Annotated in this window: 24 protein-coding genes, 1 tRNA gene and 1 riboswitch; of the genes, 10 read left to right on the forward strand and 15 right to left on the reverse strand. The window is 66.2% G+C overall.

Features of this window, described 5'->3' with window-relative positions:
• Positions 1-150: 150 nt before the first annotated feature.
• Positions 151-945, forward strand: coding sequence for a hypothetical protein (locus LI953_RS03175; RefSeq protein WP_227074581.1), 795 nt, complete (start codon positions 151-153; stop codon positions 943-945).
• Positions 946-1036: 91 nt separating this feature from the next.
• Here the strand turns inward: LI953_RS03175 and LI953_RS03180 are convergent, their stop codons facing one another.
• On the reverse strand, positions 1037-1441 hold the full coding sequence (locus LI953_RS03180) for a helix-turn-helix domain-containing protein (RefSeq protein ID WP_227074582.1): 405 nt from the start codon (positions 1439-1441) through the stop codon (positions 1037-1039).
• A 70-nt stretch (positions 1442-1511) separates the two neighbouring features.
• Between LI953_RS03180 and LI953_RS03185 the strand changes: the two genes are divergently transcribed.
• Complete coding sequence (locus tag LI953_RS03185; protein ID WP_227074583.1) at positions 1512-2159, forward strand: cation transporter; 648 nt, start codon at positions 1512-1514, stop codon at positions 2157-2159.
• An 87-nt stretch (positions 2160-2246) separates the two neighbouring features.
• Here the strand turns inward: LI953_RS03185 and LI953_RS03190 are convergent, their stop codons facing one another.
• The 12 genes from LI953_RS03190 to LI953_RS03245 form a co-directional block, all read right to left on the reverse strand.
• Complete coding sequence (locus LI953_RS03190) at positions 2247-2672, reverse strand: VOC family protein (RefSeq protein ID WP_227074584.1); 426 nt, start codon at positions 2670-2672, stop codon at positions 2247-2249.
• Positions 2673-2879: 207 nt separating this feature from the next.
• Positions 2880-2956: transfer RNA gene (locus LI953_RS03195), tRNA-Arg, on the reverse strand.
• A gap of 55 nt (positions 2957-3011) precedes the next feature.
• A complete protein-coding gene (gene leuB, locus LI953_RS03200; protein WP_227074585.1) occupies positions 3012-4121 on the reverse strand; it encodes a 3-isopropylmalate dehydrogenase in 1110 nt (369 codons plus the stop codon).
• A 12-nt stretch (positions 4122-4133) separates the two neighbouring features.
• On the reverse strand, positions 4134-4742 hold the full coding sequence (gene leuD, locus LI953_RS03205; protein WP_227074586.1) for a 3-isopropylmalate dehydratase small subunit: 609 nt from the start codon (positions 4740-4742) through the stop codon (positions 4134-4136).
• Positions 4742-6145 (reverse strand): 3-isopropylmalate dehydratase large subunit, encoded by a 1404-nt coding sequence (leuC, locus tag LI953_RS03210; protein WP_227074587.1) that lies wholly within the window; start codon positions 6143-6145, stop codon positions 4742-4744. The genes leuD and leuC overlap by 1 nt, the downstream gene beginning before the upstream one ends.
• Positions 6146-6395: 250 nt before the next feature.
• Positions 6396-6779, reverse strand: a complete 384-nt coding sequence (gene rplS / locus LI953_RS03215) for a 50S ribosomal protein L19 (RefSeq protein WP_227074588.1) — start codon at positions 6777-6779, stop codon at positions 6396-6398.
• A 27-nt stretch (positions 6780-6806) separates the two neighbouring features.
• Entirely contained in the window at positions 6807-7511 is a 705-nt protein-coding gene (gene trmD, locus LI953_RS03220) for a tRNA (guanosine(37)-N1)-methyltransferase TrmD (protein ID WP_227074589.1), read from the reverse strand.
• Positions 7508-8020, reverse strand: coding sequence for a ribosome maturation factor RimM (gene rimM / locus LI953_RS03225; protein WP_227074590.1), 513 nt, complete (start codon positions 8018-8020; stop codon positions 7508-7510). The genes trmD and rimM overlap by 4 nt, the downstream gene beginning before the upstream one ends.
• Before the next feature lie 15 nt (positions 8021-8035).
• Positions 8036-8383, reverse strand: coding sequence for a 30S ribosomal protein S16 (gene rpsP / locus LI953_RS03230; protein WP_227074591.1), 348 nt, complete (start codon positions 8381-8383; stop codon positions 8036-8038).
• A gap of 29 nt (positions 8384-8412) precedes the next feature.
• Entirely contained in the window at positions 8413-9786 is a 1374-nt protein-coding gene (ffh, locus tag LI953_RS03235) for a signal recognition particle protein (protein ID WP_227074592.1), read from the reverse strand.
• A 106-nt stretch (positions 9787-9892) separates the two neighbouring features.
• A complete protein-coding gene (locus tag LI953_RS03240; RefSeq protein WP_227074593.1) occupies positions 9893-11575 on the reverse strand; it encodes an NF038122 family metalloprotease in 1683 nt (560 codons plus the stop codon).
• 71 nt (positions 11576-11646) lie between these two features.
• Positions 11647-12477, reverse strand: a complete 831-nt coding sequence (locus tag LI953_RS03245; RefSeq protein ID WP_370635750.1) for an NUDIX domain-containing protein — start codon at positions 12475-12477, stop codon at positions 11647-11649.
• A 10-nt stretch (positions 12478-12487) separates the two neighbouring features.
• Between LI953_RS03245 and LI953_RS03250 the strand changes: the two genes are divergently transcribed.
• The 5 genes from LI953_RS03250 to LI953_RS03270 all read left to right on the forward strand — a co-directional run bounded on the left by LI953_RS03250 (position 12488) and on the right by LI953_RS03270 (position 17766).
• Positions 12488-14344, forward strand: a complete 1857-nt coding sequence (locus tag LI953_RS03250; RefSeq protein ID WP_227074595.1) for an ABC transporter ATP-binding protein/permease — start codon at positions 12488-12490, stop codon at positions 14342-14344.
• Positions 14345-14398: 54 nt separating this feature from the next.
• Positions 14399-14656, forward strand: coding sequence for a hypothetical protein (locus tag LI953_RS03255; RefSeq protein WP_227074596.1), 258 nt, complete (start codon positions 14399-14401; stop codon positions 14654-14656).
• An 83-nt stretch (positions 14657-14739) separates the two neighbouring features.
• Positions 14740-15036, forward strand: a complete 297-nt coding sequence (gene rpmB / locus LI953_RS03260) for a 50S ribosomal protein L28 (protein WP_227074597.1) — start codon at positions 14740-14742, stop codon at positions 15034-15036.
• A gap of 28 nt (positions 15037-15064) precedes the next feature.
• Positions 15065-15484, forward strand: a complete 420-nt coding sequence (gene arfB, locus LI953_RS03265) for an alternative ribosome rescue aminoacyl-tRNA hydrolase ArfB (protein WP_227074598.1) — start codon at positions 15065-15067, stop codon at positions 15482-15484.
• Between the two features lie 28 nt (positions 15485-15512).
• Positions 15513-15695: riboswitch (cobalamin riboswitch) on the forward strand.
• 109 nt (positions 15696-15804) lie between these two features.
• Positions 15805-17766 (forward strand): TonB-dependent siderophore receptor, encoded by a 1962-nt coding sequence (locus tag LI953_RS03270; RefSeq protein ID WP_227074599.1) that lies wholly within the window; start codon positions 15805-15807, stop codon positions 17764-17766.
• A 4-nt stretch (positions 17767-17770) separates the two neighbouring features.
• Here the strand turns inward: LI953_RS03270 and LI953_RS03275 are convergent, their stop codons facing one another.
• A complete protein-coding gene (locus LI953_RS03275) occupies positions 17771-18790 on the reverse strand; it encodes a transporter (RefSeq protein WP_227074600.1) in 1020 nt (339 codons plus the stop codon).
• A gap of 160 nt (positions 18791-18950) precedes the next feature.
• On the opposite strand from LI953_RS03275, the gene LI953_RS03280 reads away from it, so the two are divergent.
• Positions 18951-19850, forward strand: a complete 900-nt coding sequence (locus LI953_RS03280) for a cation diffusion facilitator family transporter (protein WP_227074601.1) — start codon at positions 18951-18953, stop codon at positions 19848-19850.
• 74 nt (positions 19851-19924) lie between these two features.
• Here LI953_RS03280 and typA read toward each other — a convergent pair whose 3' ends face one another.
• On the reverse strand, positions 19925-21763 hold the full coding sequence (typA, locus tag LI953_RS03285) for a translational GTPase TypA (RefSeq protein ID WP_227074602.1): 1839 nt from the start codon (positions 21761-21763) through the stop codon (positions 19925-19927).
• 238 nt (positions 21764-22001) lie between these two features.
• Here typA and LI953_RS03290 point away from each other — a divergent pair, with 238 nt between their 5' ends.
• Both LI953_RS03290 and LI953_RS03295 read left to right on the forward strand, forming a co-directional pair.
• Positions 22002-22724 (forward strand): transglycosylase SLT domain-containing protein, encoded by a 723-nt coding sequence (locus tag LI953_RS03290; protein ID WP_227074603.1) that lies wholly within the window; start codon positions 22002-22004, stop codon positions 22722-22724.
• Between the two features lie 240 nt (positions 22725-22964).
• Positions 22965-24848, forward strand: a complete 1884-nt coding sequence (locus tag LI953_RS03295; protein ID WP_227074604.1) for a potassium transporter Kup — start codon at positions 22965-22967, stop codon at positions 24846-24848.
• The last annotated feature ends 49 nt before the right edge of the window (positions 24849-24897 follow it).

A 24897-nucleotide genomic window follows, 5' to 3' on the forward strand; every position in this document is an offset into this window, starting at 1 on the left:
TAGACCGTGCGCGACTGTGAGGCGCTGCCCTAATTGGGCTGGGGGCGGTGGTTCAAGCTTGCGTGATTCACTTCGATCCCGAACTAGTCGAATCTGGGCGGTAGAGGTAGAAGCCTCACCTCTATCCTCATTTGAAGGCTACAGCTCCCGATGACCAAAGAAGAGATGTCTGCGGCTGTGCCGGGGTATAATGACCTCGTCACACGTAATGAGATCGAGATATTACAAAAGCCCGGAGATGCGGTAATCAGAGATAATGATTTTGCCCTGACACGCTGGGGAGACATCATGCTGATCGATGAAGATTACAGCGCATTCTTCAAGTTGCTGGAGACGTGGCGGTACAACTTTCCAACTCTCAAGGTTCTCTTTGAGACCTCGATTGACCGAATACAATATCGGAAGAACCTCGAAGTAAGACTTCAAAGCTTGTTTGAAGAGGCGGCAAAGAAAACTCCCCATCCAATGGCCAGTATGGACTATGAGGCCTATCATAGAACGAATGATGAGATTGGCGCAGCGGAGATTGCACGAGGTGTCTACGCAGGAAGCGTAGCCATCGTTCTTAACAACATGCTCCAGGCTTTCCGAGCCAACATTGCAGCGACAGCAGAGGAATGGAAGAAAGCTGCTCCCTTGTTCGACGGATGCTCGGTCGGGCAGATTGTTGAAGCTTCAGCGAACAACGTACGTCATGCTGAGGAATGGCAAGCAACGAGACCGCCAGACAAGAGGCAGCTTAATTCAATCCAGGTGCTAGCCACCGTGCTGAACGAGCCGCTGGAGCCGACGGATGGTTCGAGGCATCGATTCGGGCGTGAAGTTAGCCCCGAAACTCTGCAGTTGCTCAGCGGGGGTGATTTCTTGGTGCTGGAAGCGAACCTGTTTAGGTTTGCTCAGAACATGCTCAAGCAACGTCAGCGACGCCTGCCAAGCCAAACCTGATCATCTGCCCTTCTGCGAAAGGTGACGCACAAGAAAAATGCTGGCGCCACCGGCGGGAAGAAAGCGGAGGGCGCCAAAGAAGCCCGTGCCTTCAATCGCTCCGCGTCGGTCCCAGCGCCTCGATGATGCGGCAGCTTCCAACGGTTCCGCCATGGCATGAATCGACCATCGCGGCCAGTTCCCGCTGCAGGGCGGCCAGGTCGGCGATCTTGCGCTCCACCTCGGCCAGATGGCCACGGGCGAGGGCGTCGACCGTGGCGCAGTCGCGCCCGCGATCATCCGACAGCTCAAGCAGGGCGCGGACCTGATCCAGGGAGAAGCCAAGCTGCCGGGCGCGGCGGATGAATGACAGCCGCCCCAGCTCCGCCTCGCCGTAGCTGCGGTAATTGCCGCCGGACCGCCCCGGAGCCGACAGCAGCCCGATCCTCTCGTAGTACCGGATCGTCTCCACCTTGGTGTGCGTCGCCCTGCCGAGCATGCCGATCGTGAGCGCCATCTGCTTGACCCTGTAGTTGCTACAGGGTGCATGTAGGCGGCCATCGGCTGAATCTGAAGGGGATGACGGGATGGCGGGTGGCTGCTGCGGTGGGTGCGAGACGGCACCGCCGCCGAAGGACTGGGCGTGGCGGCGGGTGCTGTGGATCGCGCTCGCGGTGAATCTGGGCATGTTCGCGGTGGAGGTCGGCGCCGGCGTCTCAGCCCGCTCCGCCGCGCTGCGGGCGGACGCGCTCGACTTCCTGGGCGACGCCGCCAACTACGCGATCAGCCTCGGCGTGGCCGGCCTGGCCGTGCGCTGGCGGGCCAGGGCGGCGCTGCTGAAGGGCGCCTCCCTGCTGGCGCTGGGCCTGTGGGTACTCGGCAGCACCGCCTGGATGGCGGTCTCCGGCATGCTGCCCGCACCGGAGACGATGGGGGCGGTCGGTGTGCTGGCCCTGGCCGCGAACATGTCGTGCGCCCTCCTGCTCTGGCGGCATCGCGGTGGAGACGCGAACCGCAGCTCGGTCTGGATATGCTCGCGGAACGACGCGATCGGCAATGTCGCGGTAGTCGCGGCGGCGCTCGGCGTATTCGGCACGGGCACCGCCTGGCCGGACCTTCTGGTCGCGGTGGTGCTCGCCGGGCTCGGTGTCAGCGGAGGATGGCAGATCGTCGCCAAGGCCCGGCGGGAGCTGTTGGCCGGGCCGGTGCACCAGGCGGCCCGCGAAGGCGCATGACGGGGGGGGCGGAGGGGGCACGCCGGGGCATCTGATGAGCCGAGAACCCGCGGGAACCGACATTGGCCAATGCCACGGAGTGGTTGCCTATCTGGCAGGCCGCTCGCCGATGTTCTCGGCCAGCCGGAGAAGGTATCCGTCCGGGTCTGTCACCAGGAATTGGCGCTGGCCGACCTCGATCCCGCCGGCCCGGTACCAGGCTTCCTCGGGCTCCATGAACAGCGGCCAGCCGGCCCCGGCTAGGCGGTCGAGGATCGGCTGGAGTGCCGATGCTTCGATCTGGAAATTGATGCCGCGGCCGAGCGGTGCCTCAAGCGGCCCGGTTACCCACTGGTCGTCCGCCGCGCTGCGCTGCTCAAGCATGACCTGGGCGCCGTCCAGATCCAGGTATGCGAAGCCGGCCTCCGGTCGGTCGTACGCCACGGAGAAGCCGATCAGGTCGCGCCAGAAGCGCAGGCTGGCCTCCAGGTCCGCGACGACAAGCTCCGGCACCAGCTTCGCCCAGCTCTCCATGCGCCCCCCCGCGTTCGGCGGCACGGTCGCATGGTGGCCCGGCGGGGACAAGGCGCCGGGTTCCAGCCCGGCGCCGCGAGCGCTTCCCACCGGGCGAACTGCGGCGTTCCGCGGCCACCAGAGGGGATAGTGGTGGGCGGCCCCAAAACGCCAACGGGCCGGTGGTCACCCACCGGCCCATTGTCGCTTGATTTTCAAGGAATTCCGTGGCGCGCCCGAAGAGATTCGAACTCCTGACCCTCAGATTCGTAGTCTGATGCTCTATCCAGCTGAGCTACGGGCGCGCGGTGGGCGGGGTGTAACCGAAGCTTCTTCCTCAGGCAACCCCCGCCGGGAAAATTATATAGCCTCCAGCTCTGCGATCAGCGCATCGCCCATCTCGCTGGTGGAGATGACCGGGCGGCCCTCCACCTTGATGTCCGGCGTGCGTCCGGCCTTGGCCAACACGAGCTCCACCGCCGCCTCGATCGCGGCGGCTTCCTCCTCCATGTCGAAGGAGTAGCGCAGCAGCAGGGCGAGGCTCAGGATCTGGGCGATCGGGTTGGCCACGCCCTTGCCGGCGATATCCGGGGCGGAGCCGTGGATCGGCTCGTAGAAGCCGGGCAGGCGGCCGGTCACCGGGTCCTTGGCGCCCAGCGTGGCCGAGGGCAGCAGACCGAGCGAGCCGGTGAGCATGGCGGCGAGGTCGGAGAGGATGTCGCCGAACAGGTTGCCGGTCACGATCACGTCGAACTGCTTGGGGTTCTTGGCAAGCTGCATGGCGCAGTTATCGGCATACATGTGGCTCAGCTCCACATCCGGGAATTCCTCGGCCTGGAGCTTGGTCATCACCTGCCGCCAGAGCAGCCCGGCTTCCATCACATTCGCCTTCTCCACGCTGCACACGCGGTTTTGGCGCTTGCGCGCGAGCTCAAACGCCACCCGGCCGACGCGCTGGATCTCATGCGTGGTGTAAACCTCGGTATTGATGCCGCGCTGCTCGCCATTGGGCAGGGTCTCGATGCCGCGGGGCTCGCCGAAATAGATGCCGCCGATGCACTCGCGCACGATCAAGATATCCAGCCCGCGCACCAGCTCCGGCTTGAGCGAGGACGAATCGACCAGCGCGTCGAACACCTTGGCGGGGCGCAGATTGGCGAATACCTGCAATTCCTGGCGCAGCCGCAGCAGCCCGGCCTCGGGGCGGATGTCGAAAGGCACCTTGTCCCATTTCGGGCCGCCGACGGAGCCGAACAGCACCGCGTCCACCTCCTTCGCCTTGGCCACGGTCTCGTCCTTCACCGGCACGCCATAGGCGTCGATGGCGGCGCCGCCGACCAGGTCCTCATACAGGGTGAAGCTGGCGCGGCCGGATTTCTGCACCCATTCCAGCACGCGCTTGGCCTGGGCGAACACCTCGGGGCCGATGCCGTCGCCGGGCAGGAGCAGCAGGGATTTATTCGCGGTCATGGTCTTTCGTCCTTAAATGATTTTGGGCGTCCAGGCCGGCTGATGGGCCTCATAGGCGGAGATGGCGGCGGTGTGCTGCAGCGTCAGGCCGATATCGTCGAGCCCGTTGAGCAGGCAGTGCTTGCGGAACGGGTCCACCTCGAAGCCGATTTCCTCGCCATTCGGGCGCACCACCACCTGCCGCTCCAGATCAATGGTCAGGCGCGCATTGGTGCCGAGCCCGGCATCGTCCATCAGCTTCGCCACCTCGGCCTCGGGCAGGGGGATCGGCAGGATGCCGTTCTTGAAGCAGTTGTTGAAGAAGATGTCGGCGAAGCTGGGCGCGATCACGCAGCGAATCCCGAAATCCAGCAGCGCCCAGGGGGCGTGCTCGCGCGAGGAGCCGCAGCCGAAATTATCGCCCGCCACCAGGATCTGGGCGTGGCGGTATTTCGCCTGGTTCAGCACGAAATCGGGCTTCTCGGAGCCGTCGGCGTTGTAGCGCATATCGGCGAACAGGCTCTTGCCCAGCCCGGTGCGCTTGATGGTTTTGAGGAAGCGCGCCGGGATGATCTTGTCGGTATCGACATTCGCCACGTTCAGCGGCGCGGCCACGGCGGTGAGGGTGGTGAACTTATCCATCAGACCAGCTCCCGGACATCAGTGAGCGCGCCAGTCACGGCGGCGGCGGCGGCCATGGCGGGGGAGAGTAGGTGGGTGCGCCCGCCCGGCCCCTGGCGGCCCTCGAAATTGCGGTTGGAGGTGCTCGCGCAGCGCTGCCCCGGCGTCAGCTTGTCGGGGTTCATGCCCAGGCACATCGAGCACCCGGCCTCGCGCCACTCAAACCCGGCATCGATCAGGATCTGCGCGGTGCCTTCCGCCTCGGCCTGTTGCTTCACCAGCCCCGAGCCGGGCACCACCAGCGCCCGCACGCCCGGCGCCACATGGCGGCCCTTGGCCACGGCGGCGGCGGCGCGCAGATCCTCGATGCGCGAATTGGTGCAGGAGCCGATGAACACCACGTCCACCTTGGTGCCCGCGATCTTCTGCCCCGGCTCCAGCGCCATATAGCTCAGCATGCGCTGCATCTGCGCGCGCTTGGTCTCGTCCGGCTCGTCGGCGGGGTTGGGCACGGTGCCGGTGATGGGGATCACCGCCTCGGGGTTGGTGCCCCAGGTGACTTGCGGCACGATCTGCGCCGCATCCAGCACCACCACCTTGTCGTAATGCGCGCCCTCGTCGCTCGGCAGGGTCTTCCAATAGGCCACGGCGGCGTCGAAATCCGCGCCCTTGGGCGCGAAGGGGCGGCCCTTGATATATTCGAAGGTCGTCTCATCGGGCGCGATTAGCCCGGCGCGGGCTCCGGCCTCAATGCTCATGTTGCACACGGTCAGGCGCCCGGCCATGTCCAGCGCGCGAATCGCCTCGCCGGCGAATTCGATGACATGCCCGGTGCCGCCACCGGTGCCGATCTTGCCGATGATCGCCAGCACGATGTCCTTGCCGGTGCAGCCGGCGGGCAGCTTGCCGTCCACCCGCACCAGCATGTTCTTGGCTGGCTTCTGCAGCAGCGTCTGCGTCGCCAGCACATGCTCGACCTCGGAGGTGCCGATGCCGAAGGCCAGCGCGCCCATGGCGCCATGGGTGGAGGTGTGCGAATCGCCGCACACGATGGTCATGCCCGGCAGTGAGATGCCCTGTTCCGGCCCGACCACATGCACGATGCCCTGGCGCGCATCCGACATCGGGAAATATTTCACCCCGAACTCAGCCACATTCTGCTCCAGCGTGGCGATCTGCAGCGCGCTTTCGGGCTCGTTGGTCTCGGTCAGGCGGTCCGGGCTGGTCGGCACGTTGTGGTCCACCACCGCGATGGTGTTCTCCACACGGCGCACCTTGCGCCCGGCCATGCGCAGCCCCTCGAAGGCCTGCGGGCTGGTCACCTCATGCACGAGATGCCGGTCGATGTAGAGAACGCAGGTGCCGTCCTCCAGGCGCTCGACCACATGCGCATCCCAAATCTTGTCGAATAAAGTCTTCGGCATCGAAACGCGGCCTCCTGTGTAAGTTGGACCCAGGGGACGCCGCCCCCTGGACCCCCGCTAAGGGCCTCAGGCCCTAAAGATCCCGTATGCGGCTTGGAAAAGGGGACCCTGTTGCGGGGTCCCCTTGTCCAAGCCGGCGGAGTCCAAAGGTCATGCCTTTGGCAAGGGGGGAAGGGGGGCGCGGGCCGCGGAAGGCCGCCTCATCACAGAAGCGGCGCGCCCGATGGCACGGCGCCCCCCTGATACCGGGTTACTCGGCGGCCGTGGTCTCGACTTCGCGGGCCTTCTCGGCGATGCGGGCGGACTTACCGCGGCGGCCGCGCAGATAGTAGAGCTTGGCGCGGCGCACATCGCCGCGGCGCACCACCTGGATTTCCGCGATGACCGGCGCGTAGAGCGGGAACACGCGCTCCACACCCTCGCCGTAGGAGATCTTGCGCACGGTGAAGGAGGAGTTGATGCCGCGGTTGGAGCGGGCGATGCACAGGCCCTCAAAGGCCTGGATACGCGAACGCTCGCCTTCCTTCACCTGCACGTTCACGCGCAGCGTGTCGCCGGGGGCGAAGGTGGGGATGGTCTTGGCTTCGGTCAGCTTCGCGATCTGCTCGGCTTCCAGCGTCTGGATGATGTTCATGGGTCTGGTCCTTCTCGAAACGGGTGTTTAGGGCGCGCGGGCCCCGGATGCAATGTATTGGTTATAAAGCTCGGGCCGGCGGCGTTGCGTGATCTGCCGGGCTTGGTCCAGGCGCCAGGCGGCGATGGCGGCATGGTTGCCCGAGGTCAGCACCTCCGGCACCTCGCGGCCATTCCAGATGGCGGGGCGGGTGTAGTGCGGGTATTCCAGCAGCGCCTCGGAGAAGCTCTCCTCCACCCCGCTTTCCGCATGGCCCATCACGCCCGGCAGCAGGCGGATGACGGCGTCGAGCAGCACCAGCGCCGGCAGTTCCCCGCCGGAGAGGACATAATCCCCGATGCTGATCTCCTCGCCCTGCCGCGCCTCGATGACGCGCTCATCGAACCCCTCAAAGCGCCCGCACACCAGCACGGCGCCCGGCCCGGCGGCGAGGCTGCGCACCCGGCTCTGGGTGAGCGGCGCGCCGCGCGGGGTGAGGAAGATGAGCGGCCGCTCATCATCGGCCACCGCGGCGATGGCGGCATCCACCACATCGGGCCGCAGCACCATGCCGGCGCCGCCGCCAAAGGGCGTATCGTCCACGCTGCGGTGGCGGCCCAGCCCGAAATCGCGGATATCCGTGACCTTCAGGCTCCATTTCCGCTCCATGAGCGCCTTGCCAGCCAGGGACTCCCCCAGCGGGCCCGGAAACATGGCCGGAAACAGGGTGAGGATGTCGGCGCGCCAGGTCATTCGTCCCGGGCCTCCACCTCAAGCGGCGGGTTGATGACGACATAGCCCTCCGCCACGTTCACCACCGGCACGCAGGCCTTGGTGAACGGGATCAGCCGCCCGCCGGGTGTCAGCTCCAGGCTCGCCCCGGCGCCGAAATCCAGCACGTTGCCGACCCGGCCGATCTCCCGGCCCGCCTCGTCACGCGCGCGCAGCCCGATTAGATCCGCCAGGTAGAACTCCTCCTCCGCCGCCTCGGGCAGCGCCGAGCGGGGGATGAACAGCTCCACATTGGTCAGCGCGGCGGCCTCGTCGCGGTCGCTGATCCGGCGCTGGCCGGCTTGCGTTACCTCGCTGAGCCAGGCGACATTCTCATGCGCCCAGGCGAGCGCGAACTGCCGGCCCTTGCGGTCGGTGAGCGTGTGCGCCGCCAGGACCTCCGGGTCCTCGGCGAAGACATTCACGCGCACCTGGCCGCGCACACCGTGCGGCTTGCCAATCACGCCCATCAGGATCAGCTGGTCGTCCACGCGCCCTCTATCGGATTAAGCGGCTTCGGCGGCCTTGGCGCGCTCGGCGGCACGCTCCTGCGCCTTCTTCTTCGGCAGCGGTTGCTTGGTCTGCTCGCTGCGGGCCGGGGCCTTGATCAGCTCGGCCTTGGCCAGGAAGCGCGCGACGCGGTCGGTCGGCTGCGCGCCCTGGGCCAGCCAATGCTGCACGCGCTCGGTCACCAGGGTCACGCGCTCGGCATGCTCGGCGGGCAGCATCGGGTTATAGGTGCCGACGCGCTCGATGAACTTGCCATCGCGCGGGGAGTTCGCGTCGGCGATCACGATGTGGTAGAACGGACGCTTCTTGGCGCCGCCACGGGCGAGACGAATTTTAACAGACATAGTCGCTCCTTAAGTTAACTGAAAACGGGTTAAAATGGCCGGCGGCCGCCCTTGGCGCCACCCAGGGCGGCTTGCATCTGGCGCATCATCGCCTCCGCACCGCCCATCTTGTTCATGCGCTTCATCATCGTCGACATGTCGTCGAACTGCTTGAGCAGCTTGTTCACTTCGGGCACCGAGGTGCCCGAGCCCGCCGCGATGCGCTTCTTGCGACTGGCCTTCAGGATGTCCGGGTTGCGCCGCTCCGCCGGGGTCATCGAGCAGATGATGGCGATATGGCGCTTGAACACGGTCTGGTCGAGATTGGCGTTCTCGATCTGCTGCTTGATCTTGCCTACGCCGGGCAGCATGCCCAGAATGCCCGAGAGCGAGCCCATCTTGGAAATCTGCTTGATCTGCGCCGCGTAATCTTCCAGGTCGAACTTGCCCTTCGCCATCTTTTTGGCGAGTTTCTCGGCTTCCTGCTGGTCGATATTCGCGGCGGCGCGCTCCACCAGGCCGACGATATCGCCCATGCCCAGGATGCGCCCGGCGATGCGCTCGGGGTTGAATTCGTCCAGCGCGTCCAGCTTCTCGCCCATGCCGGCGAGCTTGACCGGCGCGCCGGTGACGCTGCGCATCGACAGGGCCGCCCCGCCCCGGGCATCGCCGTCGAGCCGGGTCATCACGATGCCGGTGATCTGCACCGCCTCATTGAAGGCGGTGGCGGTGGTCACCGCGTCCTGGCCGGTCATGGCGTCCACCACCAGCAGGGTTTCCACCGGGTTCACCGCGGCGCGGACGGCTTTCACCTCTTCCATCAGCGCCAGGTCGATGGACAGGCGCCCGGCGGTGTCCAGGATCACCACGTCATAAACTTCGCGCCGCGCCGTCTCCATCGCCCGCTGCGCGATCTGCAGCGGCGTCTGGCCCGCGATGATGGGCAGCGAGGCGACCTCAGCCTTTTGCGCGAGCTGTTCGAGCTGCAGCTGCGCGGCCGGGCGCTGGGTATCCAGGCTGGCGAGCAGCACTTTCTTGCGCTCGCGGGTTTTCAGCCGCAGCGCGATCTTGGCGGAGGTGGTGGTCTTGCCTGAGCCTTGCAGGCCGACCATCAGGAACGGGATCGGCGAGGGGGCGAGCAAATTGAGCGGCACGGGCGCGCCGCCGAGCGCTTCGACCAGCGCGTCGTTGACGATCTTCACCACCATCTGGCCGGGAGAGACGGAGCGCAGCACTTCCGCGCCCACCGCCTTCTCCTTCACGGTGGCGACGAACTCCTTCACCACGGGCAGCGCCACGTCGGCATCGAGCAGCGCCAGGCGGATCTCCCGCAGCGCCTCGTTCACATCGGCTTCGGACAGCGCGCCGCGGCGGCGGAGCCGGTCGAAAATATCCGAAAATTTGCCCGACAGCGTGTCGAACATGGCCAGGATTCCTTACAACGCAAAACGCGCCGTGGTGCGAACCCTCGCAGCACGGCGGTTTATGTGGTTCGGCTCATGCGCCTCCCCGGCGCGCGAGTCAATGGGCTCAGGCGGCGCGGCTGGCGGTGTTGTGCCGTGCCAATTCGGCGCCATCCAGCGCCCGCCGCACGCTGAGCTGCCCGGCAAGCCCCGGCGGCGGCGCGAGCGCAAAGCCATGGCAGCCGCTGCCTAGTCCGGCTCGGCGCAGATCCGCCCGGTAGGCATTGGCCAGCACGCGCGCCACTGGTCGGCCCGCAGCCAACACGACCAGCGCCACTGGCGCTTCCGGCGCCGTTTCGCATTGCGCCCAGCCACTCACGATCTCCGGCCCGGCCTGCTCCAGGCAGCCGCGCAGCGGGCCGGTGCCCTCCGCCATGGCGGCCAGCCCGGCGCGGACGTTCATCTCGGCCTGCACCGCGGCCAAGGCAAAGCCCGCTTCCAGCCGCTCCAGGCAGGGCGCGGCGGATGGCTCGTCGCCGGGGTACAGCGCCGCATATTCGGCGGCGTTATGGAATTGGGCGCGTCCGCCAATGTCGAGATAGCTCTCGCACAGGCAGTTCTCGGCCAGCAGCAGGTCGTGTGCGTCCAGTTCCACGTGGTAATAGGCGACATGATCCACCGCCGCCGCCTGCGTGACGGAAACGCCGTTCACCAGCCGCCAGGCGGGCACCAGCGCCCCGCCCAGGCAGATGCCGTGGCCGGGTGAGACGGTGAGGTCGCGGACCGGCACGCCCGGACCGAGCGCCCCGGCGCGGATCGTCACCGGCAGGGTGAGCGGGTTGCCGGCGATAAAGCGTCCCTCGAAGGCCTGCCGCCCGATCCATTTCACCTTTTGCCGTCCGCGCAGGCGGGTGAGCACCTCGTCACCGATGCGCAGCGCTTCCACGGGTGTTTCGCCGCGCGGGGTGCGGATGCGCGTGCCCGGCGTGAAGCAGGTGGCGGCAAGGTCGAAGCCCAGTGCCGAGAGCAGGGTTTCGTCGAGCGGCGTGATCGGGTTGGCCTGCCCGGCATAGGCGAGGGCGTCGAACGAATCGTTGGGCACGCTGGTCGCCCAATCGTAATAATCGCTGGAGGTGGCGAAATTGCCGAGATTGGTCTTGCCGCCATCGACCGAGAAATACGCGCTGGGTGAGCTGGCCGCGGAGGCATTGGCGCTTTCCTCCAGCACCCCGGGCGCGTGGTAGCGCAGCAGGTCCATCAGGCTGAAATAGGAGCCGTCGCCCCATCCGGCGCGGCCCAGCGCGTGGCTCAGTTCATGCAGCGCCACGCCGAGGAAGGTGATTTCCCCCGCCACGGCGAGGTTGGTGGTGCTGAAATTGAGCGCCGCCCCGCCAGTGCCGAAGATGACCGTCCCTTCCGGCGTCGTGGTGTTGGAGTTGGAGGGCGCCAGCCCCAGCGCCTCGGCCTGGGCAAGCGTGAGCCACACGCCCTTGCCGCCGGTGGGGTCGCTGGCGGGCATGTTGGTGGCCGATTCAAGCGCCAGCGCGCCGCTGGGCAAGCCGAGCGCGCTGGCGGCGCTGGCGTGGCTCTCCAGCGCCCCGATGAGCGTGCCGTAGCCGATATCGATCATCCCGCCAGTAGGGCCGCCCTCGCCCAGAATGGCCCCGCTCGTGTCCCAGGAGACGCCGATTTCCACGGTGATGTTGTCGGTGATCAGCGTGTCCAGCAGCTGCGCGGCGTATTGCATGTCGGCAATAAACCCGCTCGGCGCCAGGGTGGCGCTGCTGGTGAAGCTGAGCACGAGATCCATTGTTGGCGCCTCCCAGAGGTTATGTCGCGCAGAATGGCAAAAAGCCGCGTGCCTGCAAAGCGCGTTACAATTTAGCCGAGCAAGGCGGCGCGCAGCGTTCCGGCGCCGGGGCCGGTGAGCAGCCCTTCGCGCAGCAGCAGGTCGATCAGCACCAGGCAGACATTGAACTTGAACTCGTGGGTGGTGGAGAGCACCTCCAGCACCCGCGTCAGCGGCCAGAGCGAGAAGGATTCCACCTCGCCATCCACCGGGTTGGGGATGAAATCTTCCGGCAGTTCCAGGTCGTAGGCGTGGATCAGGTCGCGGCGCAGCCCCTCGGGGCGTTCCATATCGTAGCGGAAGCTGGCGACAAGCCGGGCCTGGCTGGCCAGGGCCTCGGGTAGGGCGGCTTCCTCCTCGGCCTCCTTGAGCAGCGCCGCGAAGGGCGTGAACCCGGCGGGCACGCCGCCCGCCACCAGATGGTCGAGCTTGCCGGGGTCCAGCTTCTTATCGGCGGCGCGCTTGCCGACCCAGACATGAGGGCCATCCGCCCGGCGTACGATGCCATTGAGGTGCACCCCCACGCCGATCACGCCGAAGGCGGGCAGGGCGCCGCGGTCGAGCACCGCCAGCACGGGGCCGTCGCCCGTTTCGCGCACGTCGAAATTCTCGGCCCGGGTCGGGATGCCCGCAGCCGTGGCCAGCTCGTTCAGCCGGGGCAGGGCGGAGGGGGCCAGCTCCACGCGGTCCGCGCCAACCCGCACCTCCGGCGAGACCTCGGCCAGACGGCGCGCGAGCGGCGGCAGCAGGTAGCCGATATGGTGGCTCCCGGCATAAAGCGGCAGCCGGAGGCCGGGCAATTTTGCCGTGTGACAGGCCGATATGTGCGCGAGGAGGTTTGCAATTTGAGCGTCAGATGCCATGTGCGCTCCCATGACCCGTAATGCCGCCCGTGCCAACCCCCACCTCGCCCCCGCCGCCGGCGCCAAGCCGGCGCAGGGCTCATTTGCCACTGTATTGTCGCTGCTGCCCTATCTCTGGCCCAAGGGCGAGACGGCGCTGCGCGTGCGCCTAGTGCTTGCCAGCCTGGCCATGCTGCTCTCCAAGGTGGCGACCGTGTATGTGCCGGTGGTCTATGGCCATGCGGTGGACAAGCTGACCCATGCCGCCGGGCCGCTGGCCGTGCCGGCTGAGCTGATCGTGGGCTATGCGCTGGTGCGCATCTGCGCCGCCGCCTTTGGCGAGCTGCGCGACGCCCTGTTCGCCGCCGTGCAGATGCGCGCCTCGCGCGTGGTGGCGCGCAAGACCTTCGAGCATCTGCACGCGCTCTCCATGCGCTTCCACCTGGACCGGCAGACCGGCGGGCTTTCCAACATCATCCTGCGCGGCACGCTCGGCATTCAAAATGTTTTGCGCCTCGCCACGTTCAACCTGCTGCCCACGATCATCGAGCTGCTGCTCACCACCTTCATGCTGTGGTACCTGTTCAACGCTTGGTATGCGCTCATCACCTTCGTGGCGATCGGCTGCTACATCGCCTTCACCTTCGCCTTCACCGCTTGGCGCACGCAGTTCCGCCGCGCCATGAACGAGACCGACACCGAGGCCCAGGGCAAGGCCATCGACAGCCTGCTGAACTTCGAGACGGTCAAATATTTCGGCAACGAGGCGCATGAGTCCAAGCGCTTCGATGAGAGCCTGGCGCGCTATGAGGCGGCGTCGGTGAAGTCTCAGGTGTCGCTGAACGCGCTCAATATCGGCCAGGCGGTGATCATCTCGCTGGCGCTGGGCGTGATGATGCTGATGGCCGCCTGGGGCGTGGTGCATAACCACATGTCTCCTGGCAGCTTCGTGGTGGTGAACACTTACCTGATGCAGCTTTACGTGCCGCTCAACTTCCTGGGCTTCACCTACCTCACCCTCAACCAGGGGCTGATCGACATGGAGCAGATGTTCTCGCTGCTGCGCGTCAACCAGGAGGTGAAGGACAGTGCCGGCGCCTGCGTGCTGGCCGCCCAGGGCGCGCCGGCCGAGGTGCGGTTCGAGGATGTGCATTTCGCCTATAACCCGGACCGGCAGATCCTCAAGGGCATCAGCTTCACCGCCGCGCCGGGGCAGAAGATCGCCCTGGTCGGCCCCACCGGCTCGGGTAAATCCACCATCTCGCGCCTGCTGTTCCGCTTTTACGACACCACCGAGGGGCAGGTGCTGGTGGATGGGCGCGATGTGCGCGACTACACCCAGACCTCGCTGCGCGGGGCGATCGGCGTGGTGCCGCAGGACACGGTGCTGTTTAACGACACCATCTATTACAACATCGCCTATGGCCGCCCCGGCGCGACCACCGAGGACATCGAGCGCGCGGCGAAGCTGGCGCAGGTGCATGATTTCATCGCCTCGCTGCCGCAGGGCTACAAGACCAAGGTGGGCGAGCGCGGGCTGAAGCTCTCGGGTGGTGAGAAGCAGCGCGTGGCGATCGCCCGCACGATTTTGAAGAATCCGCGCATCCTCATCCTGGACGAGGCGACCAGCGCGCTGGACACCGCCACCGAGCAGGAGATCTCGGCGGCGCTGCGCGAGGTGGCGCATGACCGCACCACCCTGGTCATCGCCCATCGGCTCTCGACCATCACCGACGCCGACGAAATTCTGGTCCTGCGCGAGGGGCTGATCGTCGAGCGCGGCAGCCATCAGGCGCTGCTGGCCAAGGGCGGCGTGTATGCCGGCATGTGGGCGGCGCAGGTGGAGCGCGATGAAGACCTGCCCGAGCCCGCCGAAGTGGCGGAATGAGCAGGGGCGTGCTAGCGCCGCAGGAAAATTTGCTTTGATAGACGGGAACAAGTGATGAGCGACAGACAAACCCCGCCGGAACGCGAACTGAGCCATGCCGGCTCGGTCGTGGATAAGGCGATCGAATTCATGATGGGGCAGGAGATCAGCGAGCTGGCCATCGCCTCGGCCCTGCTGGGCGGCGCCATGGGGCTGCTGAGCCGCGTACTGCCCGACGAGGTGGTGGTGCAGATCCTGCAAAACGCCATTGAGAGCATCGAGAATGGTGAAATGCGTCACGCCGCTGGCAAGGATCACGCTGGCGAGGCTTGACGACTCCCGCGCTTTCACCCATAAGCCTGCCCAATTCCGGGTTGGCCCTGCCAGCCCGCTTTGCGTTTTTTGAGGATAGACCAATGGCCCGCCGCTGCGACCTGACCGGAAAGACCGTGCAATCTGGCAATAATGTCAGCCACGCGAACAACAAGACCCGCCGCCGGTTCCTGCCGAACCTGCAGGTCACCACGCTGCTCTCGGATGCGCTGGGCAATGTCCGCCTGCGCCTCTCGACCCGCGCGATTCGCACGATCGAGCATAATGGCGGGCTGGATGCTTATCTGCTCAGCCAGACCAACGCCAAGCTGACCGATGAAGGCCTGGCCCTGAAGCGCCGCCTGGAGCGCGCTCTGGCCAAGAAGTCGGCCGCCGCCTGATCTCGCCGGAGCCTGGCAAGGGGCTCCCGTGCTTATAAGGATTACTCGGAGCCTCCAGATCAGCGAGTCTGATCTGGAGGAGTCGTTTGTTACCGCCTCTGGCCCGGGCGGGCAGAATGTGAACAAGGTAGCGAGCGCGGTGCAGCTGCGCTTCAACCTCGCGGGCAACACCACCCTGCCTGAGTATGTGAAGGCCAAGCTGGCCCGGCTCGCGGGCTCGCGCCTGACCAAGGACGGGGTGGTGATCATCCAGGCCGAACAATTCCGCGACCAGCCGCGCAACCGCGAGGATGCGCGCGAACGCCTGTTCGCGCTGATCCGCGAGGCGGCGGTGGTGCCCAAGATCCGCCGCCCGACCAAGCCGACCAAGGGCTCGCAGACGCGAAGGCTGGACGAGAAAAGCCGCCGGGGCGATGTGAAGCGGCTGCGGCGGGATAAGGATTTTTAATCCTTGCCAGGGCGGCGCGGGGCGGCTACCAGCGCGGCCAGACTCAGGTGGCCCCTAACCGGGCATAATCGGGAACGCGGTGAGCCGCGGCTGCCCCCGCAACTGTGAGCGGCGAGTGTCGTCCCAACATGCCATTGCCCGACCGGGCGAGAAGGCGGGGCGGCGCGCAGACCCGCAAGCCAGGAGACCGGCCTGTGTCGAGACATTTGCGCGCGTCCGGGCGGGGTGTACCGGGCATGAAGGGGTGCGAGTCCCCGAGCCTCTGTCGCTGTGAAGTATCGCCGGCGCCACTGCGCCGGTGTAGCGCGAGGAGAGGATTCATGCCTCACTACCGACTCGGCCTCTATTTGGCGGCGGCGCTGCTGCCGCTGGCCGCCCAAGCCGACGACCAGCCGATTACCGTCACCGCCACGCGCATCGCCACCCCGGCGCCGGATGTTCCGGCCGGGGTAACGGTGCTGACCCAGGCGGATTTCGCCGCCCAGGGCGACACCACGCTCGCCCAGGCCCTCGCCAACGTGCCCGGCCTGACCCTGGCGCAATCCGGCGGGCCGGGGAATGCCGCCAGCGTGTTCATGCGCGGTGCCAATTCCGAGGATGTGCTGGTGCTGGTGGACGGCGTGCCGGTGAACGACCCATCCGAGGCCAATGGCGCTTTCAATTTTGGCGTTTACACCCTGGCCGATGTCGAGCGCGTTGAGATCGTGCGCGGGCCGATGTCGGGCCTCTATGGCGGTGGCGCGATTGGCGGCGTGATCAACATCATTACCCGCCGCGGCACCCGCCCGGCTCAGGCCAGTATCAGCCTCGCCGGGGGCTTCCCCGCGCAGGGGCAGGCCAGCGCCAGCGTCTCGGGCGTGGCGGGGCGGTTCGACTACGCCTTGAGCGGCAGCCTTGATGAGGAGGCAGGCTTCGACGCCACGGCCCAGCGGCTTGCGGTCTATGCCGGGCATCGCGACCCGTATCGGGCTAAGCTGGGGGCGGCGCAGTTTGGTTACGCGCTGACCCAGCAGACACGGCTTTACGTGATCCTGCGCGGCCAAAGCACCGATTCGGCCTTCCCGGATCTCGGCTATCCGGTGTTCGACGACCCCAACTCCTACGACTACAACACCAATTTTTTTGGCAAGCTCGGGGTCTCCAGCACGCTGCTGGATGGGCGGCTGCACACCGATCTGTTCATCGCTCGGCTGCAAACCCGGCTGCATTACAAAAATCTGCTGGATGCCACCGACCCCAACCAGGCCAGCGCCAATGATGTGTACCGCGGCGGACGCACCGATGCGCAATGGAACAATACGCTGCGCCTGCCCGATGCCGGGGCGTTCACCTATTCCTCGCTGCTGTTTGGCGCCGAATACGCCGATGATACGGCGCGCGAGCATGTGAATGAGAGCAGTTTCGGCGCGCCTTTCATCTCCACGGTGCGCGCCGCCCAGCATAGCTGGGCTGGACATGCCGGGGTGCAGAGCACGCTGGCGAGCCGCCTGACCCTCACCGCCGCGCTGCGTGATGACGCGGTCTCCAGCTTTGGCAATGCGCTCACCTGGCGCGCGGGCGGGGTGCTGGCGGTGCCGGAAATCAACACGCGCTTCAAGGCCGCTGGCGGCACCGGGTTTCTCGCGCCCTCGCTCTACGACCTGCATTACATCGATAATTACGGCGATAGCGGCAACCCCAATCTGCGGCCCGAGCGCAGCATCGGCTGGGAGGCCGGGGCGGAGGTGACGCTGCCCGGATTCGGGCGGCCTGAATTCGCCGATCTCTCGGCCAGCTATTTCGCCAGCACGATCCGCAATCTGATCCAGGCGGTGCCGCTGCCCTCCGGCGCCTATACCGAGGCGAACGTGGACCGCGCGGATATTGACGGGGTGGAGACCGAGCTGCGCCTCACCCCGGCAAATTGGGTCACGGCGGATCTCACCTACACCTATACCCGCGCCGTGGACGCCCGCACCGGCACGGCGCTGCTACGGCGGCCGCAGAATACCGGGGGGGCGACGTTGACCTTCATCCCCTGGCCGGGGCTGAACATTATGCCGCAGGTGCAGTATGAGGGGCGGTTCAACGATTACCTCTACGCCAATAGCGGTTATCCCATTGGTGTTGGGTTGGCGCGGGCGGGCACGGTCGTGAATCTCTCCGCCAGCTACAAACTCGACGAGCACTTCACCCTGTTCGCCAATGGGCGGAATATTCTCGGCTCGCGCTTCGAGCCGGTAAACGGCTTGCAGATCCCCGGCGCGTCGGTGCTGATCGGGGTGCGGGCGGGGTTCGAGTAGGCGGTCAGAAGGCCGTCGCCACCCGCAATTCCACGGCGCGGTTGAGCGCCGCGCCGTGTGCGGCCAGGTCATACTGGCCGTTCAGCATCACCTGCCAATGCGGCGAGAGATAGGTCGAGACACCTAGGAAGAGCTGGCTCTCATTGGTGCGCCGCCCGGTATCCACCGTGACGCCGTTGGCCAGCCGGTCGACCTGCTTGCCGCCGAAGGCCTGGTAATAGCCGGGAATGATCGTTGCCCGGGTGGCCGGATAGAACTGCCAGGGCAGGAAGACGCGGAATTCCTCGCTGGGTTGCTCATGCAACCGGGCAGGCAGGGCGAAGGCGGGCTGCACCGGCCCGGCGGTGAGATATTGATTGGCGTAAATGGCCGGGGAGACGGCGGCGGCATCGTTGTTGTCGCCATACACATAAACCTCGCCCCAGAGTTCCAGGCCGAGATTTTGCCCCTCCGGCCGGCCGAGTAATGTGGTGTGGAACCCGGCCTCGCCCTCCACCGTCCACAAATTTTGCGTGTAATTCAACGTCGCGTTTTTGTCGTAGCTGCCGATGGGCGGGGCGATCCAGGGGCTGAGCACCAGATAGGTGCCGGTGGCGGGGTTGGCGTAGGCGAAGATGAAGGCGCTAAGCTGGGGCTGGGCGAAGCCGCCGCCATGCGCGAGCCGCGCCCGCCCGGGGCCGAACGGGCCCACGGCGGGCAAGCCCATTTCCTGCCCGCCGAGGAAGCTGGAATAGGCCTGGGTCATCTGCACCCCAGCCTCCATGCCGCCGAGCTCGAAGGTGTGGATGTAGCGCAGGGCCTGGATATCGGCGGCGATGCGGGTGTTGTGGTCATAGGTCGGGCCATGCAGCGCGCCGATCGCCCCGGCATTGGTGAACTCGTTGTAGTAAAGGAAGATGTTGATCCCCACCGGCGGCGGCACCGCGTCGCCAGGCAAGGGAGATGAGGCAAAAGCCGGTGACGCGGCCGCGCAGGCCACCGCCAGCACGGCGGATGTGGCCAAGCCTCCCAGCGTTTTTAACACAATGCATTCTCCTGCGATGCCGCGAACCGCAGGTTAAGCCCTGCTTGCCCTCTGTATGACACGGATTCATTGGCAAATTGTCAATAGAATTGACAGAGAGATAACAGCGTCGCGCGGTGGGGTCGTTGCCTTTTGCCGCCAAGCCCTGGTAGCTAGGCGCGTGAAACCGATACGAAAAATCGCGGCGGGGAGTATCGCGGTCGGTGTTCTGGTCTTTGCCGGCAAGATGCTGGCTGCAAAGGTCAGCGGCAGCACCGCGTTATTTTCCGATGCGCTGGAAGCGCTGGTCAATGTCGCCGCCTCGGGGCTGGCGCTGTATGCGCTCATCATCGGCGCCAAGCCCGCTGACGATGAACACCATTACGGCCATGCCAAGGCGGAGCTGCTGAGCGCCATCACCACCGGGGCGCTGATCCTGCTCGCGGCCGTGCTGATTTTTCATCGCGCCGTGCTGGCGCTGTGGCACCCGGAGCAATTGGCGACTCTGGAGGGCGGGTTAGGGCTGGGTCTGGCGCTGAATGCCGCGGCTGGGGTGATGAATGCCGTCTGGGCCGCCGTGCTGCGCCGCTACGGCAAACAGGCGCGATCTCCGGCGCTGCTGGCCGATTCGCAGCATCTGTTCAGCGACGTGCTGACCTCGATCGGCATCGTCGCCGCGTTGCTGGTGGTGGACTGGCTGCGCATGCCACGGCTTGACCCGGTGATCGCCCTGTTGATCGCGGGGCAGATCGCCGTGATGGGCTGGCATACGGTGAAGCGCTCGATCAGCGGGCTGCTCGACGAAGCGCCGCCGCCCGCGGTGACCGAGCGCATCCATGCCCTGGTGCGCGAATACGCCAGCGGTGCCATCGAGGCGCATGATCTGCGCATCCGCCAGGCCGGGCATGCGAGCTTTCTGGAATTCCATCTCGTCGTGCCGGGTGAGATGACGGTGAACGAGTCGCATGCCATCTGCGACCGGATCGAGGCCGCGCTGAAGCAGGAGATGCACGGCGCGATCATCACAATCCATGTCGAGCCGCCGGAGAAGGCGAAGAACGACGGCGTGCTGGTGCCGTGAGGCCAGCCGTCGCGCCTGCCGCTGGCGCGGTTCGTGCCTGAATGAAAAAGGGGCCCGCAAGGGCCCCTTTTTGTTTACGCGGCGTCGTCCGAGCGGCGCTCGGCCTTCTTACGCTCATGCGGGTCGAGATAGCGCTTGCGGATGCGCACCGCGCCCGGCGTCACCTCCACCAACTCGTCATCCTCGATATAGGCGATCGCCTGCTCCAGCGACATCTTGCGCGGCGGGGTGAGCAGCAGCGCCTCGTCCTTGCCGGCGGCGCGGATATTGGTGAGCTTCTTCTCCCTGATCGGGTTCACGTCGAGATCATTCTCGCGCGAATGCTCGCCCAGGATCATGCCGACATACACCTTATCGCCGGGGTTGACGAACAGCACGCCGCGATCCTGCAGCGAGAACAGGGAGTACTGCACGGCCTCGCCATCCTCGGAGGAGATCAGCGCGCCGTTGCGGCGGCCCTCGATCTTGCCCTTCCACGGGCCGTAACCCGCGAACAGACGGTTCATCACGCCGGTGCCGCGCGTGTCGGTCAGGAACTCGCCGTGGTAGCCGATCAGGCCGCGCGACGGGATCTTGAAGGTCAGGCGCTGCTTGCCGCCGCCGGAGGGGCGGATATCCGCGAGCTCACCCTTGCGGCGGGACATCTTCTCCACCACCGCGCCGGCATAGGGCTCGTCCACGTCGATCAGCACTTCTTCATACGGCTCCTCGCGCTCGCCGGTCTCCTCATTGAGGCGGGTGAGCACGCGCGGGCGGCCGATGGTCAGCTCGAAGCCTTCGCGGCGCATGGTCTCGATAAGCACGCCGAGCTGGAGTTCGCCGCGGCCGGACACCTCGAAGGCATCGCTTTCGGCGGAGGCGACCACCTGAATGGCGACATTGCCTTCCGTCTCGGCGAACAGGCGGTCGCGGATCTGACGGGAGGTGACCTTCTTGCCCTCGCGGCCGCCGAGCGGGCCGTCATTGATGCGGAAGGTCATGGACAGGGTCGGCGGGTCGATCGGCGTGGCGGGCAGCGGGGCGGCCACTTCGGGGGCGCAGATCGTGTACGGCACGGTGGTGTCGGCCAGCCCGGCCACGGCCACGATGTCACCGGCGGAGACCTCGTCCACTGGCACGCGCTCCAGCCCGCGGAAGGAGAGCAGCTTGGTCAGGCGGCCGGTTTCCACCAGCTTGCCGTCAAGGTTCAGCACCTTCACCGGCATGTTTACGGTGGCGCGGCCCTGCTCGACGCGCCCGGTCAGCACGCGGCCGAGGAAGGTGTCGGACTCCAGGATGGTGGCGACCATGGCGAAGGGCGCGTCCACGTCCAAATTCGGGGCGGGGACATGGCTCAGGATCAGGTCGAAGAGCGGGGTCAGGTTTTCGCGCGGATCGTCGAGATTGGCGACGGCCCAGCCCTGGCGGCCCGAGGCGAACAGCATGGGGAAGTCCAGCTGCTCCTCGTTGGCGTCGAGCGCGGCGAACAGGTCGAACATCTCGTTATGCACATCGTCCGGGCGGGCGTCGCCACGGTCGATCTTGTTCACGACCACGATCGGCTTCAGCCCGCGCGCCAGCGCCTTGCCGAGCACGAACTTGGTCTGCGGCAGCACGCCCTCGGCGGCGTCCACCAGGATCACGGCGCCATCGACCATGCTCAGGATACGCTCCACCTCGCCGCCGAAATCGGCGTGGCCGGGGGTGTCGACGATGTTGATGCGGACATCCTTCCACACCACCGAGGCGACCTTGGCCAGAATGGTGATGCCGCGCTCCTTTTCCAGGTCGTTGCGGTCGAGCGCGCGCTCGGCCACCGCCTGGTGCGCGGCGAAGGCGCCGGACTGCTTCAGCAGCTGGTCGGTGAGCGTGGTTTTGCCATGGTCAACGTGAGCGATGATGGCGATATTGCGGATTTTCGGCGCGGACGACATGCAGGAAATACCCATGGTTAAGAACGCACCAAACCACGGGGCGGATGCTCCGTGGCCGGCGCGAAAGACGGAATTTGCGCCCGGCATAGCGATATTGCGCCGCAAAAGCGAGGATTAAATGCACATACGCGCCCTGTGGCGGATGGCGGGCCGGGATTTTGCCGCCGTGGCGGATTAAACCCTCGTCATCTGCCCCCGGACCGGGATAAGGTGCGGCCGGGCTTTACCGGGAGTTGTGGTGCGCAAGCTGCTGTTATGTCTGGCGGTTACGGCCGGGTTTGGGGCGGCGCGGGCGGATCTGCCGCCGGGCGCGGCCTGCACCGCGGCTGGGCACGCGGCCGAGCAGCAGGACGCCCTGCCGGTGAACCTGCTGATCTCCATCGGCATGGTGGAAAGCGGCCACCCGGACCCGATGACCGGCCGCTTCGCACCCTGGCCATGGACCGTGAACGCCGACGGCAATGGTCAGTATTTCCCCACCAAGGAGGCGGCGGAGGCGTTTGTGCGCTTCGCCGAGGCGTCCGGCGCGCGCGATGTCGATGTCGGCTGCTTCCAGATCAGCCTGCAAAGCCACCCGGATGCCTTCGCCTCGCTCGATGACGCCTTCGACCCGGCGAGCAACGCCAATTACGCGGCGCGTTTTCTCACCCAGCTCAAGAGCCAGACAGGCTCCTGGACCACCGCCATCGCCGATTACCATTCCGCCCTGCCGGATCTCGGCCTGCCCTATCAGCGCCAGGTTTTGGCGGCGTGGAAGCGCATGGGCGATCTGCCCTTCAGTCTCGGCGCCGACGTGCAGCAGGCCAGCTATATGCCGCTGCCCGACCCCGTGGCGATCATCCAATCCGCCGCCGCCAAGCGCGTGCATGTCTACACCTCCAGCGGCCCGGATGATGCGGGGTGGCGGCCGGGATTGCCGCATGTCTATGCCGGGCTGCCGCATGTTTACGCGGGCGATTAGCCTTATGGCGGGCGGTATAAAGCCCGCATAAAATTATCACGTTTGCGTGAGCGGCGTTCGGCCTCACAGGCCGGGTGCCGGCTTGGCCTTGTGCGCCGCATCGTCACTGCGCCGTCAGAGCCCATAAAAACCGCGTAAAATCAGGCGAATCGGCTCCTCCGCGCGGCGGGGTAAGGTTTGAAGACGGCCGCCCGGGCCCTAAAATCCTGCGAATCGATTAAACGTAGAAAGCCATCTTCCATGTCAGTTTCAGAGCAATCCGCCCCGGCCGCGCCGTTGCGCCTTGCCGTCCTCGTCGGTGCGCTGGGCGTTGTTTACGGCGATATCGGCACCAGCCCGCTTTACGCGCTGCAGACTTGCCTCGGCTATTTCTCCGCCGCCAGCCTGGCGCGCGCCGATGTGCTGGGGCTGTTGTCGCTGATCTTCTGGGCGCTGATCATCACCGTGACGCTGAAATACGTCACCTTCGTGATGCGCGCCGATAATAAGGGCGAGGGCGGCATCCTGGCCCTCACCGCGCTGGCGCAGCGCGTGGCGGCCACGCCGCGCACGCGCGCGCTGCTCGGGCTGGTCGGTATCATCGGCGCCGGGCTGTTTTTTGGCGATGGCATGATCACCCCGGCCATCTCCGTGCTTTCGGCGGTGTCGGGGCTGCAAGTGGTCTGGCCCAGCCTCTCCAACCATCTGGTGGAGGGGGTGTCGCTCGGTGTGATCGTCTTGCTGTTCATGGTGCAGCGGCGCGGCACCGGGGCGGTGGGGGCGGCATTTGGCCCGGTGATGGTGGTATGGTTCCTGTCCATCGCCCTGCTCGGGCTGGCGCAGACGCTGCGCGATCCGCGCGTGCTGGTGGCGATCGATCCGCTATTCGGCGCGGGTTTCATATTGCGGCATAAATTTTCCGCCTTCGTCATCCTAGGCGCCGTGGTGCTGGCGGTGACCGGGGCCGAGGCGCTCTATGCCGATATGAGCCATTTCGGCCGCAAGCCGATCCGCCTCGCCTGGACGTATTTCGTGCTGCCCGCGCTGGTGTTGAATTATTTCGGCCAGGGGGCGCTGGTGCTGGGCAACCCGGCCGCGGCGGCCAACCCGTTTTACATGGCCGCGCCTGCGGCGTTGCAGATTCCGCTCACCATCCTCTCGACCCTGGCCACCGTGATCGCCAGCCAGGCGGTGATCTCGGGCGCGTTTTCGATGGCGCGGCAATGCATTCAGCTTGGGCTGTTCCCGCGCATGGAGATCCGCCACACCTCCGCCGCCATGGAGGGGCAGATTTATGTGCCGCAGGTCAACTGGCTGCTGGCGGCGGGCGTGATCCTGCTGGTGCTGGGCTTCCAGACGAGCAACAATCTTGCCTGGGCCTACGGCATTGCCGTCACCGGCACCTTTGTCTGCACCAATGTGCTGGCGATGTTCGTATTCCGCCGCGGCTTCCATTGGTCGCGCCTCGCGACAGCCCTGGTTTTTGGCGCGTTCAGTGTCGTCGATCTCGCCTTTTTCGGCGCCAACGCGCTCAAATTCCTCGATGGCGGCTGGGTGCCGCTGGGCATCGGCCTGCTGGTGGCGGTGTTGATGACCACCTGGCAGCGCGGCCGCGCGCTGATCTATGCGCGCTGGACCCAGGATGCGCTACCGCTGGCCTCCTTCCTCAAGCGGCTGCCGCAATCGCGCATCCTGCGCGTGCCTGGCACGGCTGTGTTCATGACCGGCAATCTCGACTATGTGCCCGGCGCGCTGCTGCATAATCTGAAGCATAACCAGGTGCTGCATGAGCGGGTCTTGTTCGTGACCGTGCGCACGCTGGACACCCCGCACGCCAGCCCCGGGCAGCGTGCCAGCGTCGAGGAGGCTGCGCCGATGATCTACCGGATCACGCTGAATTTCGGCTTCATGGAGAGCCCGAACATTCCGCGCGCGCTGAGCGAATTGCCGGGCCTCGCGCTTCAGCCGATGGATACCAGCTATTTCCTGGGGCGCGAAAGTTATGTTCCGGCGGGGCTGACAACGCTGCGCCTCCTGCGCCGCCGGCTCTTCCTGTTCCTGACGCGCAACGCCATTCCGGCCACCGAATTCTTCCAGATCCCGCCCGACCGCGTGGTCGAGCTCGGCGTGCGCATCGCCATCTGAGCCACAACAAAAAAGGCCACCCGTTAGGGTGGCCTTTGCGTTTATCCAG

The organism is Acidocella sp. KAb 2-4, assembly GCF_020567705.1.
Lineage (GTDB): Bacteria > Pseudomonadota > Alphaproteobacteria > Acetobacterales > Acetobacteraceae > Acidocella.

Coding starts and splice junctions, on each gene's coding strand:
- LI953_RS03175 (WP_227074581.1), top strand. CDS start 151: ATGACCAAAGAAGAGATGTCTGCGGCTGTGCCGGGGTATAATGACCTC.
- LI953_RS03180 (WP_227074582.1), bottom strand. CDS start 1,441: ATGGCGCTCACGATCGGCATGCTCGGCAGGGCGACGCACACCAAGGTG.
- LI953_RS03185 (WP_227074583.1), top strand. CDS start 1,512: ATGGCGGGTGGCTGCTGCGGTGGGTGCGAGACGGCACCGCCGCCGAAG.
- LI953_RS03190 (WP_227074584.1), bottom strand. CDS start 2,672: ATGGAGAGCTGGGCGAAGCTGGTGCCGGAGCTTGTCGTCGCGGACCTG.
- leuB (WP_227074585.1), bottom strand. CDS start 4,121: ATGACCGCGAATAAATCCCTGCTGCTCCTGCCCGGCGACGGCATCGGC.
- leuD (WP_227074586.1), bottom strand. CDS start 4,742: ATGGATAAGTTCACCACCCTCACCGCCGTGGCCGCGCCGCTGAACGTG.
- leuC (WP_227074587.1), bottom strand. CDS start 6,145: ATGCCGAAGACTTTATTCGACAAGATTTGGGATGCGCATGTGGTCGAG.
- rplS (WP_227074588.1), bottom strand. CDS start 6,779: ATGAACATCATCCAGACGCTGGAAGCCGAGCAGATCGCGAAGCTGACC.
- trmD (WP_227074589.1), bottom strand. CDS start 7,511: ATGACCTGGCGCGCCGACATCCTCACCCTGTTTCCGGCCATGTTTCCG.
- rpsP (WP_227074591.1), bottom strand. CDS start 8,383: ATGTCTGTTAAAATTCGTCTCGCCCGTGGCGGCGCCAAGAAGCGTCCG.
- ffh (WP_227074592.1), bottom strand. CDS start 9,786: ATGTTCGACACGCTGTCGGGCAAATTTTCGGATATTTTCGACCGGCTC.
- LI953_RS03240 (WP_227074593.1), bottom strand. CDS start 11,575: ATGGATCTCGTGCTCAGCTTCACCAGCAGCGCCACCCTGGCGCCGAGC.
- LI953_RS03245 (WP_370635750.1), bottom strand. CDS start 12,477: ATGGCATCTGACGCTCAAATTGCAAACCTCCTCGCGCACATATCGGCC.
- LI953_RS03250 (WP_227074595.1), top strand. CDS start 12,488: ATGACCCGTAATGCCGCCCGTGCCAACCCCCACCTCGCCCCCGCCGCC.
- LI953_RS03255 (WP_227074596.1), top strand. CDS start 14,399: ATGAGCGACAGACAAACCCCGCCGGAACGCGAACTGAGCCATGCCGGC.
- rpmB (WP_227074597.1), top strand. CDS start 14,740: ATGGCCCGCCGCTGCGACCTGACCGGAAAGACCGTGCAATCTGGCAAT.
- LI953_RS03270 (WP_227074599.1), top strand. CDS start 15,805: ATGCCTCACTACCGACTCGGCCTCTATTTGGCGGCGGCGCTGCTGCCG.
- typA (WP_227074602.1), bottom strand. CDS start 21,763: ATGTCGTCCGCGCCGAAAATCCGCAATATCGCCATCATCGCTCACGTT.
- LI953_RS03295 (WP_227074604.1), top strand. CDS start 22,965: ATGTCAGTTTCAGAGCAATCCGCCCCGGCCGCGCCGTTGCGCCTTGCC.